Annotated in this window: 16 protein-coding genes; 8 read left to right on the top strand and 8 right to left on the bottom strand. The window is 62.1% G+C overall.

The window, feature by feature from the left end:
* Positions 1–5 precede the first annotated feature (5 nt).
* The 4 genes from AC2ETI_RS14250 (at position 6) to AC2ETI_RS14235 (ending at position 2,219) form a co-directional block, all read left to right on the top strand.
* Positions 6–287, top strand: coding sequence for a hypothetical protein (locus tag AC2ETI_RS14250; protein WP_003941641.1), 282 nt, complete (start codon positions 6–8; stop codon positions 285–287).
* A gap of 34 nt (positions 288–321) precedes the next feature.
* Complete coding sequence (locus tag AC2ETI_RS14245) at positions 322–648, top strand: DUF3349 domain-containing protein (protein WP_020908123.1); 327 nt, start codon at positions 322–324, stop codon at positions 646–648.
* 11 nt (positions 649–659) lie between these two features.
* Complete coding sequence (locus AC2ETI_RS14240) at positions 660–1,025, top strand: DUF3349 domain-containing protein (RefSeq protein WP_020908124.1); 366 nt, start codon at positions 660–662, stop codon at positions 1,023–1,025.
* A 150-nt stretch (positions 1,026–1,175) separates the two neighbouring features.
* Positions 1,176–2,219 (top strand): alpha/beta hydrolase, encoded by a 1,044-nt coding sequence (locus AC2ETI_RS14235; protein ID WP_019748933.1) that lies wholly within the window; start codon positions 1,176–1,178, stop codon positions 2,217–2,219.
* Positions 2,220–2,291: 72 nt separating this feature from the next.
* Here AC2ETI_RS14235 and AC2ETI_RS14230 read toward each other — a convergent pair whose 3' ends face one another.
* Complete coding sequence (locus tag AC2ETI_RS14230) at positions 2,292–2,684, bottom strand: VOC family protein (protein WP_019748934.1); 393 nt, start codon at positions 2,682–2,684, stop codon at positions 2,292–2,294.
* A gap of 56 nt (positions 2,685–2,740) precedes the next feature.
* Between AC2ETI_RS14230 and AC2ETI_RS14225 the strand changes: the two genes are divergently transcribed.
* Together AC2ETI_RS14225 and AC2ETI_RS14220 are read left to right on the top strand one after the other, a co-directional pair.
* Positions 2,741–3,520: a helix-turn-helix domain-containing protein gene (locus tag AC2ETI_RS14225; protein ID WP_202022306.1), complete on the top strand. Its 780-nt coding sequence runs from the start codon at positions 2,741–2,743 to the stop codon at positions 3,518–3,520.
* A 2-nt stretch (positions 3,521–3,522) separates the two neighbouring features.
* Complete coding sequence (locus AC2ETI_RS14220) at positions 3,523–3,873, top strand: inorganic pyrophosphatase (RefSeq protein ID WP_019748936.1); 351 nt, start codon at positions 3,523–3,525, stop codon at positions 3,871–3,873.
* On the opposite strand, the gene AC2ETI_RS14215 is transcribed toward AC2ETI_RS14220, so the two are convergent.
* The 3 genes from AC2ETI_RS14215 to AC2ETI_RS14205 are packed head-to-tail and all read right to left on the bottom strand — an operon-like array spanning position 3,866 to position 6,784.
* Positions 3,866–4,975 carry an LLM class flavin-dependent oxidoreductase gene (locus AC2ETI_RS14215; RefSeq protein WP_097387258.1) on the bottom strand — a complete coding sequence of 370 codons (1,110 nt, stop codon included), beginning with the start codon at positions 4,973–4,975 and terminating at the stop codon, positions 3,866–3,868. The two genes, AC2ETI_RS14220 and AC2ETI_RS14215, sit on opposite strands and share 8 nt — an antisense overlap.
* Complete coding sequence (thiM, locus tag AC2ETI_RS14210; RefSeq protein WP_483634052.1) at positions 4,975–5,820, bottom strand: hydroxyethylthiazole kinase; 846 nt, start codon at positions 5,818–5,820, stop codon at positions 4,975–4,977. The genes AC2ETI_RS14215 and thiM overlap by 1 nt, the downstream gene beginning before the upstream one ends.
* A 43-nt stretch (positions 5,821–5,863) precedes the next feature.
* A complete protein-coding gene (locus AC2ETI_RS14205; protein WP_483634051.1) occupies positions 5,864–6,784 on the bottom strand; it encodes a sulfurtransferase in 921 nt (306 codons plus the stop codon).
* 128 nt (positions 6,785–6,912) lie between these two features.
* Here AC2ETI_RS14205 and AC2ETI_RS14200 point away from each other — a divergent pair, with 128 nt between their 5' ends.
* Positions 6,913–7,599: a GntR family transcriptional regulator gene (locus tag AC2ETI_RS14200; RefSeq protein WP_020969908.1), complete on the top strand. Its 687-nt coding sequence runs from the start codon at positions 6,913–6,915 to the stop codon at positions 7,597–7,599.
* 48 nt (positions 7,600–7,647) lie between these two features.
* On the opposite strand, the gene AC2ETI_RS14195 is transcribed toward AC2ETI_RS14200, so the two are convergent.
* From AC2ETI_RS14195 to AC2ETI_RS14180, 4 genes are all read right to left on the bottom strand, one after another.
* Positions 7,648–8,169, bottom strand: a complete 522-nt coding sequence (locus tag AC2ETI_RS14195) for a hypothetical protein (protein ID WP_080910122.1) — start codon at positions 8,167–8,169, stop codon at positions 7,648–7,650.
* A gap of 18 nt (positions 8,170–8,187) precedes the next feature.
* Positions 8,188–9,219 (bottom strand): cupin domain-containing protein, encoded by a 1,032-nt coding sequence (locus AC2ETI_RS14190; RefSeq protein ID WP_483634050.1) that lies wholly within the window; start codon positions 9,217–9,219, stop codon positions 8,188–8,190.
* A gap of 43 nt (positions 9,220–9,262) precedes the next feature.
* Entirely contained in the window at positions 9,263–10,084 is an 822-nt protein-coding gene (locus AC2ETI_RS14185; protein WP_019748943.1) for an alpha/beta fold hydrolase, read from the bottom strand.
* 189 nt (positions 10,085–10,273) lie between these two features.
* Positions 10,274–11,401 (bottom strand): NDMA-dependent alcohol dehydrogenase, encoded by a 1,128-nt coding sequence (locus AC2ETI_RS14180; protein WP_020908136.1) that lies wholly within the window; start codon positions 11,399–11,401, stop codon positions 10,274–10,276.
* A gap of 166 nt (positions 11,402–11,567) precedes the next feature.
* Here AC2ETI_RS14180 and AC2ETI_RS14175 point away from each other — a divergent pair, with 166 nt between their 5' ends.
* Positions 11,568–12,428 carry a spermidine synthase gene (locus AC2ETI_RS14175; RefSeq protein WP_029255610.1) on the top strand — a complete coding sequence of 287 codons (861 nt, stop codon included), beginning with the start codon at positions 11,568–11,570 and terminating at the stop codon, positions 12,426–12,428.
* Positions 12,429–12,435 lie beyond the last annotated feature (7 nt).

Raw genomic sequence — 12,435 nt, 5'->3', positions numbered from 1 at the left:
TCGACATGGATATCTTGAAAAACACCGTCGACTCGCTCTGGCAGGTCGTGCTTGTCGGCCTCCTGCTTGGCGCCGGACTTCCGGCGATCTTCGCAATCGGCCTGAAGTCCCTCGACGCCGGGCAACGTGGCAGTGGCGGCGGGAGCACTGCCGTCGCGGCTCGCAGTCCGTTGGCCGTGGCAGGCGCAGTGGTGTGCTTCGCGGTAGTGCTCATCGCAATCGTCACCGGAATCCTCTTCATCATGCAGGGCTTCCTCAGCCACACATTCGGCATCGAGATCTTCTGATCCCTTGCGCCCTCACGAGCGGAAAGACATCACCGTGACTGCACCGACTCCATCCCTTCCTCAGTCCATTCTGGAATGGCTTCGCGCCGGCTACCCCGAAGGCATACCGCCCAAGGACCGCATTCCGCTGGTCGCATTGCTACGACGCAAGCTCTCGGACGCGCAAATTCGAGACATTGCCATCGGCGCTGCACTCGCAGAACTGAGCGACGTCAACAGCGACCAGGTGATCTCGAGCGACGAGATCAGCGCTCAGATCGCCGATCTCACGAGCCAGACTCCCTCGGACGAGGACATCGCGCGCGTTGCCTCCGTCCTGGCCGCCGCCGGGTGGCCCCTCGCTGATCTCGACAACGACTGAAGCTCGATTCGTTGAGTCTTCCACCACTTCTGGCTTCGATACTCGGCTGGCTCCGTGCCGGGTATCCGAACGGCGTGCCGGAGCAGGACTACGTCCCTTTGATGGCCCTGCTCCGGCGACAGCTGTCCGACGACGAGATCGCCGTTCTTGCCGACGATCTCGTCGCCGACTTTCCGGTTCCGGTCGATCCGATCGACTTTCCCGGTTCGGTCGATCCGATCGACTTTCCCGGTTCGGTCGATCCGATCGACATCGGCGTCCTCATCACCAAGGTCACCGACGATATTCCGCACGAATCGGACGTCGCCCGGGTACGTGAACACCTGATTCGTGGAGGGTGGCAAATCGACGCGCAACCTCCGGTCGACGACGCATGACGGCACTACCTGAATCAGACCAGTTTGATAACGAAACGGTAACGGAGCCGTCGACGTCAATACAGACCACTTAGTGTCATCAGGAATTCCGTGCCTCGGGGGGCTCGGTCGGATTTCGGTGTGCAAGCACCTTTGGGGCGGGAGTAATACATGCACGAGGCTCACACAGATTTGGCGAAGAACCCAGATATTTCGAACCCGGATATTTCGAGAAACCGCATTTCGAAACGAATCAAGCGTCGGATCCTCGGCCTCGCCGCGACAGCACTCGCACTCCCCCTGACCGCAGGCCTGATCAGCGGATCAGTAGCGACCGCAGCGCCCGCGCGCACCGCCCCGGCCGGTGGATACGAGGAAGTGTTCGTCGACTCCTCGATGGGGCCGATCAAGGTTCAGATCCAGTGGGCTTCGCGCGGCGGCAACGCGGCGCTCTATCTTCTCGACGGTCTACGAGCACGCGACGACCGAAACGCATGGAGTTTCGAGACCAACGCTCTCGAGCAGTATCGCGGCGACAACGTCACCCTGGTCATGCCGGTCGGCGGGCAGTCCAGCTTTTACTCGGACTGGTATGCGAACAGCAATTTGAATCGCCAGCCGGTCACGTACAAATGGGAAACCTTCCTCACCCAGGAACTTCCCGCATATCTGGAATCGCGCGGCGTCTCCCGAACCAACAACGGTGTGCTCGGATTGTCCATGGGTGGCAGCGCGGCACTGACGCTCGCCGCCTATCACCGCGATCAGTTCAAGTTCGCCGGATCGCTCTCGGGATACCTCAACATCTCAGCTCCCGGCATGCGTGAAGCAATCCGCGTGGCCATGGTCAGCGCAGGGTCCTTCAATGTCGATGCCATGTGGGGACCGCCATGGAACCCCGCTTGGCTCCGCAACGACCCCTTCGTGTTTGCACCCGAGCTGGCTGGGCTCTCTCTGTACATCTCCGCCGCGAGCGGCCTACCCGGGCAGTTCGATCAACCGCGTCGTCCCGTCGACTTCGTGAATACCGGTAGCGCCATCGGCCTCGAAGCCCTTGCCCTGATGAACTCACGGGCATTCCAGCTGCGCATGAACTCCCTGGGAATTCCGGCAACGTACAGCTTCCCGGCCAACGGCACTCACTCGTGGCCGTACTGGGGCGCGGAACTGTGGAAGGCCCGAGGCCAGATCCTCGACACCCTCAACGCTTGGTGAACTGACAAAGACTCGATCACCGACAATCGCAGGCCCCGACCGAATTTCGGTCGGGGCCTGCGTCGTTCGAAATCAGAGCGCGGCAAAGAGATCCACGGTATTGCCATCGGGATCGAGAAGAACGGCGTAGCGCTGGCCCCACACGGCATCAAATGGCTCTTTGTGTCCGGGGAAGTCGGCTGTGATGCGCTGATACGCCTCGTCGACTGCAGCGGGTGTCCCGAAATCGAAGGCCAAAGCGACGGGGTGTCGACCTTCCCCGACAACGAAGTCAGGATCGAAGCTCGCGATGGTGGACAGCGCGTCCCAGGCCAGCCGAAGCCCACTGTCGAAAGTGAACTCCACGTGTGGAGCGTCAGCGGGTGTTTCCGGAATGTCGAGCCCGAGGGTTCGGTAGAACGCGAGGGAACGCGCGAGATCGTTGGTGACGATTCCGACGAGATCGAGTCTCGGAGAGACGGACACGGTATTTCTCCTGTTTCGGGTCGAGAAGTGATCGGCGAGTGTGTGACGATGATCTGATGACCGGCACTGACACCCTCGCTCTTGACGGTAGTCGGACGGTAGCGTCGAGTCTTGAACAAAACGGCCACACCTATGTCGAGACTCGGATCACCGGTTCGGCCGGCCTCTTCAGTTGCGCGTGGAAAAGCACTACCGACCCCCATGCGCCCACGGAAGCAAAGCGGATTCTTCCCGATCTCTGCGCAGACTTCATCGTCGACAGCACCGGAAAGTCGTGGCTCGTCGGACCCGCAACCGGTGCCGATCTGGTTTCGGTCGCCGCCGGTACAACCATGTGGGGCATCCGGATCAATCCGCCGGCTCTGCGGAGCCTGCTCGGCACAGCGGCCGACGCGGTGCAGGATTCGAAGATCGCCTTCGACGACATCCTCACTTCCAGACAAGCGCGGGTACTTGCCGACGCCCTTAGCCACGAGGCAGTCGACGCTCACCTACTGGGCCAGTTGTGGCGCGGACTGGAACCCGACCACGGAATCGAGCGTGGTTACTCCGCGCTCATCTCCTCCCCTTCGACTCCGATACGAGAGATCGCCGCAGACCTCGGTGTTTCCGAACGCCATTTTCGACGCTCGATCACGTCGTCGATCGGGCTGTCCCCCAAAATGATTCAGAAAGTGCAACGTATCCAGGACGTGTTGACTCTCAGCCGCGATGCAAATCTCACGCTGTCGTCGCTGGCCGGTCGCGCCGGCTACGCCGACCAAGCCCACCTCGCGCGCGATACGCGAGCGCTGACAGGCCTGACACCGACTCAGCTACTGCGCGAGCACCGATAACGATGAGCGAAGACCTGTTCTCCGCCCTCGATCACCTGGCTGCCACGTCAACTGTCGTGATCGATCGCCCCCGAGGGTCGGCACACCCGCGTTACCCCGCTGCGATTTATCCGCTCGATTACGGCTATCTCGACGGGACCGTCAGCGCGGACGGCGACGGGATCGATCTGTTCCGAGGCTCTGCCGTCGGCAACGGCGTTGTTGCCATGGCCGTTATTGCCGACATCGACAAGAAGGACGTGGAAGTCAAGATCCTTCTCGACTGCACTGCCGATGAAATCGGCACTGCCGCAGCATTTCTCCGCGACACTTTGGGTCTCGGTACCACTGTCTTGCGGCGCGAAGTCAGCTGAGTTCGTCGAATCGCGAAACAAGATGCTCCGCAACCCACTTCGCTTCCTCGATCAGCGGCCAACCTGCCAGGATCAGTGCAGTCAAACCGGTTCGGCCGCGAAGCGTGCGTACCGAGTCCGTGATCGAATCCGGATCGCCGACGTAGTACACCGCCGATGACCCGGTGCCGAAGATGTCGAGAGGCGACCACGCTGTGATACCCGCGTACAGCCCGTCACCGACGTACAACTCCTCCGGTTCCGGAAGTCGGCCGGAAGCAATCTTGTCCGCCCAGCCCTGCCGCTGTGCGTCGCGAGCGGTGAAAGTCTTGAGGTCTTGCTTCCCCTGAGTACGACGACGCACTGCGTTGTCCAAGACATGAGCGATCTGCTCGACGCCCGTCTTCTCGAACAACGAACGGAACCGGTCGTGCGCCTGCGCCTTGGTGGGGCGAACGATCACCCCGGTCAGCGCACCGAAGTCGGTGAACTCGCGCCCGGCTGCCTCCGCCGCCGCCCGTGCGGCAGAGAATTTGTCTTCGATGAACGAAGTCTCGCGCAACATCGCCAGATAGGTGTCGAGCACCTTGCCTGAATTCGCCAGGCCTGCAGGCGAATCACCGGTACCCCACAGCGGAACCTGATGCCCAGCGGGCGCATCGATACGCAGTGGTGTGTTGGGAAAGTTCGACTCCGTGCCTTCGGCGTAGATGCGGCGGAAGTCCGCCCAGTACTGCTCCCCCAACTCGTAACGCTCGTCGTGGGGCACGTTCATGTCGTACTTGGTCAGGATGTTTTCGCGTCCGTTGACCGAGTTGATCAACAGTCGGCCACCGCTGAAGGCGTCGAAAGTCAATGCCTTCTCCGCCAGCAGTCGCGCCGGCGTCATGTTCGCGTAGACGGCGACAAGGAACTTCATGCGCGTGGTGTGCGCTGCCGCCCACGTCGCCGAAATGAACGGATCGTTCGGCCAGGTGGCAACAAGCGCACCTTCGAATCCGCCGTCGTCGATGGTCTTCGCGAGCTCGATCTGCCTGGCCCCGTCCACGGGGAACAGCCCACCGGGGCTCCACGGGTAGTCCCCGTCGGCCTGGGTGAGATACCAAAATGTCTTGACGCCCATCAGTTCTGCACTCCAGCCGGCAGGTCGAACGATTCGATTCGGGCACGTGAGCGGATGGTGTCCGCATTCACGGTGTAGAGCGCGTCGAGGTACGCGACCGCGAAAGAACCAGGACCTGAGGCATTTTCCTCGGCGATCTCCGATGCCACGGCAACGTGCGTATGCGCGGCAACCAATCCGTCCAGCGCGGTCGGCGTAACGGCGAGGTAGGCAGCGACCAGGCCTCCCAGAGAGCAACCGGTACTGGTCACGCGCGGCAACAGAGCGCTGCCACCGGAGACTCGGATGCCCCGAACGTCGCCGCCACCATCGCGGCCGACGATGTAGTCGACCGGGCCTGATGCCGACACGGCATCCGCATGCTTCAGAAGTGACAGAGCGGCGGGCACTGAGTCGGCGGAGTCGGAGGCACTGTCGACGCCGCGGGTGTCACCGCCGAGTCCGGCCAGAGCGATGATCTCCGATGCGTTCCCGCGGATGGCGCTGGGGTGAAAGCGCAGCAGATCCACAGCGATACCGCTCCGCCAGGGTAGTCCGCCTACACCGACTGGATCCAAAACCCATGGCGTACCCGCAGTTCGGGCCGCTTCTGCGGCTATCAGGAAGGCTTCGGCTGTCCCGTCGTCCGGCGTTCCGAGGTTGACGAGCACTCCCCCGGCAACGGCAGCGAACCCACCCGCTTCATGAACATTGTCGATGTGAGCGTTGCTTGCGCCGGCAGCGAGCAGAACATTGGTCAAGAAGTTCGCCGAAACGATGTTCGTCAGCGACTGGACGAGCGGTACCTGATCGCGGAGTGCGTCGATCGCCGACGCGACGGTTTCGACAGAGACAGTGTCAGACATGAGAATTCCTTCAGGACGGGAGGTATTTGGGGACTGCGGCGATTCAGGACCGCGGACATCGCACATCCGGATTCGCGCCACCGGGCTCACTGCCGACAACCATCGGCAAAACCGGATCTGCAGTCCATTCCTCTAACGAACCGTCGTAGACTTTGACGTCCGCGTAGCCGCTGCGGATCAGCGCAAGTGCGGTCAAACACGCCGAAACTCCGCCACCGCAATAGATCACGACAGGGCCGGTGGCGGTTGGTAGAACGTCGGCCGATTTCGACAAAACTTCTTCGACCGGAAGCATCCGGGAGTCGGAGTCGAGAAGACTCTTCGCGGACAGATTCACGCTTGACGGAATGTGTCCGCGTCGCGAGTATCGCGTCTTCTCGGTTCCCTCGTACTGCTCAGGCGCGAGAGCGCACACCAGCGTTCCGGCTTCGCGTCCGCTGGACAGCGACGCAACGCGAGGTAAATCGACCCACAGACCCAGATCCGTCACGCTCCAACGCGTCGACGCCGACGTGTGGGTTTCGTCGTCGCCGCTCGCGAGCGCGAAGCCGCGTCGAGTCCATTCGGCGAGGCCACCGTCGAGAACTCTTGCTTCGATGCCGGCGTTGCGAAACACCCACCAGAGCCGTGATGCCCAGGTGGTCGATCCCTGGTCGTAGATCACGATTGTCGCGCCCGGCTCGATACCACTGGATTGGAGATCGGAAACCAACTGCTCCGTTGACGGGCGTGTGAAATGCAGCGCCGCTTCCCTTTCGGAGAAGACGTCCAGGAGGTCGACATGTCGCGAACCCGGGATGTGCGAGGAGACCCAGCCGCCGTACCCGGATTCCGGGCGGTAGTCGCCGTCAAATCGCGCGGGAGGAAAATGAACCGTCGCGTCGAGCACGGCGACGCCTCCCTCACGCAGCATCGCGTCGAGTTCAACGGCACTCACCAGCGGCGACGCGGTCTCTCCAGCCACTTCGGACCCTCTCCCTCGGAAACGAACAAGCACGAACCTAAATGAGTACTAGCGTATACGCAAGTACTCACTCGTCGTCGATGGCATAATCGAACGCGCTCTACTTGCATGCACAGGAATGGGGACACATGGATCTCGACGCCGATACGAGCACCACCGATCTGCTGGTGCCGGAGGCTGCGCTCGGCCGGTCCGATCAGACCTCGCGGCAGTACCTGCGCCTGCGAGCCGACATCCTGGCCGGCAAGTTCCCCCAGGGCGCTCCGCTGCACGAGACTCAATTGTGCGAATCGTACGGCGCATCCCGCACCCCGATCCGGGAAGCACTCAACTGGCTCGCACACGACGGACTACTCGAACGAGCCGCTCGCGGTTTTCGTGTCCGTTCCGGCACACCCGAGGACGTCATCGAGATCTACGCGGCGCGGGTAGCCCTCGAATCGGAAGCGGCAGGCGCCGCGGCACTACGCCACAGCGATCTCGACCTTGCTCGCCTGGACGGATTACACGAGTTCTGCTGCACTGCAACCGAAGGCACCGAGGTGCGTTCCGGGAACTTCAAGTTTCACGAGGCCCTGTGGCAAGCCGCCCACAATTCCACGATCACCTCACTGCTGATCCGCCTCACCACCCAATTGCGAATCTACGACAGCGGCCCGCCGTCGAACTACGGCGAACCGGACCTGCTCAATTCGGAACATCAAGAGATCCTGAACGCCATCCGCGCCAGGGACGAATCGTCCGCGCGTGGCCACATGCGCAACCATCTCGAGCGCAGTCGCGACCAGCGGATAAGGATGTTCGCCAGCCGCTGACTCCAGACAGCCCAGAGTTCTGCACACCGACGCCTATGCCGCCGTCAGTCAGGCGGGGAGCGTGCCGATCTCGACGTCGTACACGCTCTCGGCCGGGCTCGACATCACTCGGTCCGCCATCTCCTGCTTGAGCACTGCCAGGCGTGACTCGTCTTCGGCTGTCCGGTCAGTCTTGCGGGAGAGAGTGATCAACTCGTCGACGACAAATCCCTCCCGAACAGTCAGCGTGGCGCTCGCGCCGCGATAGCCGACCCGAAAGACATACAGTGCGAGCGTATTTCCTCGTTCAGGCCGGGCCAGGGAACTGTCGACGGTGTACCGCTCTTCGGTCACTGCGCGCGTGACCAACTCGAACGCGTCGCGCACTCCTGGTCCGCCGTGTGCAGTGGTGACGACCAACTCGCGACGCTCGACAGAGCCTTCCCCGCCGAGCACACCGAGTGCGCGCTCGAGGACTTTGTAGGCATGCGCCACGCCTCCCGGTGCCTGCGGCCCGTGATAGTGCAGAGCATCTTCGTACGTGAAGTCGAGCGTCGTACCGTGATCGGTCACGATCAGCGAGTCGGTCATGATGGGCATCCTTGCCGGTCAGTGCTGGCGGTCGATCGGATTGTTACGCGAGACGATGAGCGGATCGACCGGCGTGAAAGGAAATTGCGGCAGATCGCGTTCCGGAACACCGAACGAGGCCGAGAGAACTCCGCGCGAGAACGCGGAAGCCGTTGCACGGTAGCCTATGTCGCCCGGTGTCGGCTGGTCGAAGAAGATGAGGAAGTTGATGTCCTCGTCACCTAGAACCTCGATGTGATGGGGATAGGCACGCGGAACGAAATACACCTGACCGGGCTCCAGTAGGTAGGTGTCGAGCGAACCGTCCGGATCGAGGACCGTCATCCGCCCGTGACCACGATGCACGTATCCCATTTCGGCAGTGACGGGATGCCAGTGTGGCTCACGCATTCCACTCTCGCCAATAGTCAACGAGTACATCGAAAGATCCTCCAGCGCCGCCCAATACTGCTTGCGCGCCACTTTCGCCTGTCCGTACGGGTATGCGAGAGGCGCGATCTGGCCTTCGAGATCGAAGAGATGCGCGTTGGGAAAGCCGGCGGTATCGGGAACGACGGCGGCGCCGTCCCGCCGAACTATCTGGGACGCATCGGCCCTACCGAAGACGTCGAAGGCTGACGCGGCGAGGTCGTAGGTATTGCCGAGCACCGCGTTCGACATTGCGCTGACGCTACTCTGCAACGAAAAGTGCTGCGGGAGTGAAGTACGCAGGGCAGCGATGATCTCCGCCTCCCCCTCTCCGACATTCTCGATGTGATAAATCGCGCCGGATTCGACGTGATACATCTGCCCAGTTCGCACCACGAAACTGGCGAACTCGTCGGCATTGCCCAACATCGAGACGAGCACGGTTCCGCTGGTGACGTAGGCGATCTGGTTCGCGTTGACGTTCCATTGTGGTTCGCGGATCGCGCCGGGGCCGAGAACAATTCGTTTGATCGACAGACCGGACAGGATCGGCAACGAACTCGTGTCGAGTTGCGAGATCGATCCGAGTTCGTTCTCGAAGACACTGGGACCATCGCGCAGCGAGGCAACGTGTGTGGACATGGCCTTTGATCCTTTCGACTCTTATCCTTCCGAATCGCTGACGTCAGTCCTCGATGAAGGCAAGAATGTCCCGGTCCAGGGTCTGCTGATACGAGCCGTAAATTCCGTGCGGTGCGCCCGGATATACCTTCAGCGTGCCCTTCTTCACCAGCTTGATCGCCTTCTCCGCCGCTGCGCCGATCGGCACGATCTGATCGTCGTCGCCCTGAGCGATGAGGAACGGAACGTCGATGGCTTCGAGATCGGAGGTCTGATCCGTCTCCGAGAATGCCTTGACGCAGTCGTAGGCCGCGGCGAGGTTGACCAACATCCCCTGTCGCCAGAAGTCGTCCTTCGCCCCTTGCGATACGTCGGCCCCTTCGCGGTTCGCGCCGTAGAAGCTCTCGCTGAGATCCTTGTAGAACTGCGATCGATCTCGCAGAACTCCCTCACGAATGCCGTCGAACACCTCGATCGGTGTGCCTTCGGGGTTGCCGTCCGACTTGACCATGATCGGCGGAACGGCGCCGGCGGTGATCACCTTGTCCACGCGCCCCTTGCCGTGCTGCGCCGCGTAGCGGACCACTTCCCCGCCGCCGGTCGAATGGCCCACCACGATCAGGTCTTTCAGGTCGAGCGTGTCGATCAGCTCAGCCAGGTCCTTGGCATATGTATCCATGTCGTTGCCGGTGTACGTCTTCGACGAGCGACCGTGCCCTCGACGATCGTGCGCGATGGTCCGGTATCCGGCGTCGGCGAACAGCTTCATCTCGACCTGCCACGCGTCAGAACTCAGCGGCCACCCGTGGCTGAGGACGATCGGCCGGCCGACGCCGTGCTCGGTGTAGTAGATCTCGGTTCCGTCGGAAGTGGTGATGTAGGGCATGTTCTGCTCTTCTCTGTCGAGTCGTGGACTGAGGTCTGGACGCGGCGCCCGGTTTCCTCACTCTGCGAGTGCCCACTACGGGGGCAGTCGACTCATCGATCGACAGAAATCTGCATGGGGGCAGAAGACTCCGGCCGGGCACCACGAAGTGTGGTGTCGGGCCGGACCCTTCAGTCAGAGGGGGAACGATCAGTAATCGTCCTCCGTGTAGACGATCATTCCGCGCAGGTTCTTTCCCTCGAGCATGTCGGCGTAACCCTCGTTGATCTCCTCGAGCTTGTAGGTCTTGGTCACCAACTCGTCGAGTTTGAGTGCGCCGCTTCGGTAGTGATCGAGCAACTTGGGAATCTGGGACCGTGGTCCTACCCCGCCGAAGATGGCTCCCTGCAAACGCTTCTGTAGAAGGGTCAGCTCGAAGAGGCTGAGCGTCACCTGCGAATCCGCGTAGTGCCCCATTCCGACGACCACGACCTGCCCGCCCTTGCCCGTCGCGCTGAGCGCGGGCTGAATGATGTCGCCGTGAATCTCGCCCACGGTGATCACGGTGACGTCGGCCATCTTGCCCCAGGTGATCTCGCCGATCACCGGTAGCGCTTCCTCGAGGGAGGCAAACGTGTGTGTGGCGCCGAATTCCTTTGCCTTGTCGCGCTTGAACTCGACTGGATCGATCGCGATCACAAATCGTGCTCCGGCTGACGCCGCACCCTGCACCGAGTTGATTCCGACGCCGCCGACGCCGACGACCACCACCGTGTCGCCGACCTTGGCTCCACCGATCGCGGTGGCCGATCCCCAACCGGTGGCAACACCGCAGCCGAGCAAGGCCGCCTTGTCGAGCGGGATGTCCTTCTCGATCTTGATCACCGACGCCTCGTTGACGGTCACGTACGGCGAAAATGTTCCGAGCAGGCACATCTGGATGACCGGTTCGTCGTTGAGGGTGACGCGGTACGTCTTGTCGGAGATCGCCTGCCCGGTCAACAGGCCGGCTCCCTCGTCGCAGATGTTCTGCAGACCCTTCGCGCAAGACGGACAACGTCCGCACGCCGGGATAAAGGCGAGAACCACGTGGTCGCCTTCTTCGACGCTCGCGACACCCGGGCCGACCTTCGTCACCACTCCGGCGCCTTCGTGCCCGCCCAAGGCCGGGTAGAAGGGCAGCGGGCTGGCGCCCGTACGCAAATGTTCGTCCGAATGGCACAGCCCCGATGCGGCGAGTCGGACCTGTACCTCACCCGAGACCGGGTCCCCCAGCTCGACCTCTTCGATCTCCCATGCCTGACCTGGCGCCTTGACTACCGCTGCCTTGACCTTCACCTGCACTCCTCGAAATTCTTCGTGATGCACGGACGACGAAAGAACGCGCCGGCATTTGTGTCGCCGATCACACTCCAACTACGAGTGTGCCTGAAACTACTCGAGAATACCGCCGGTCCGTGCGCCTTTTTGGTACTCGGCGTTACCGGAAACGCGCACGGCTAGTATCAACACAGTGGCCAAGGGAACTCGCAAGACAAGAACTCGCAGCGGTACTCCCGAGCGAGGCGAGTCCGGTCCCGTCGCCGGTACTTTTCCGATCGATACCGGGACGTGCGAACTTGTCCGCGACCAGTACTCCGACGACAGCTGGATCATCCAGATCAACGGAGTGCCCAGTTCCCACGTGAACGTCGCAGATCCGACGGTGCTCGATTTCGAGTACATGCGGTGGATCGCGCATCTGGTCGATTCCGAACGTGACAAGACCGAGCGTCTGCGGGTTCTGCATCTCGGCGGCGGAGCCTGCTCCATGGCCAGGTACTTCGCCGCCACCTACCCCGACGCGCGTCAAGTGGTTGTCGAAATCGACGGCGCCCTGGCCGAACTGGTGCGCGATTGGTTCGACCTACCGCGCGCACCGCTGCTGCGCATTCGTGTCGGTGAAGCCCGCGCCGTCACCGAAACTCTCACCGAGTCCACCCGAGACGTCGTGATTCGAGATGTCTTTGCCGGCAACACAACTCCGACTCCGCTGACAACAGCGCAATTCACCACCCACGTACGACGCGTGCTGGCACCGGGCGGTATCTACATCGTCAACTGCGGCGACACCCCGGATCTTCAGGGCGCGCGCAGTGAAGCCGCAACGATCGGTGCGCAGTTCGAACACATGGCGATCATCGCCGATCCCGCGATGCTCAAGGGCCGTCGCTACGGCAACATGATCATCGCGGGCAGCGACGTACCGATCGGCGGGCAACCCGCGCTCGCGCGCGAGCTACTCGGCGGCGGCGTTCCCGCCCACGTGTGGCAGGACGCCGAAGTCCGCAAGTTCGCCGCGAACGCACCGGTTCGGCAGGACTGAGCGAAAA

It is taken from the genome of Rhodococcus sp. MurmanLake-1 (genome assembly GCF_056945715.1).
This window is presented reverse-complemented; position numbering and strand designations above follow the sequence as displayed.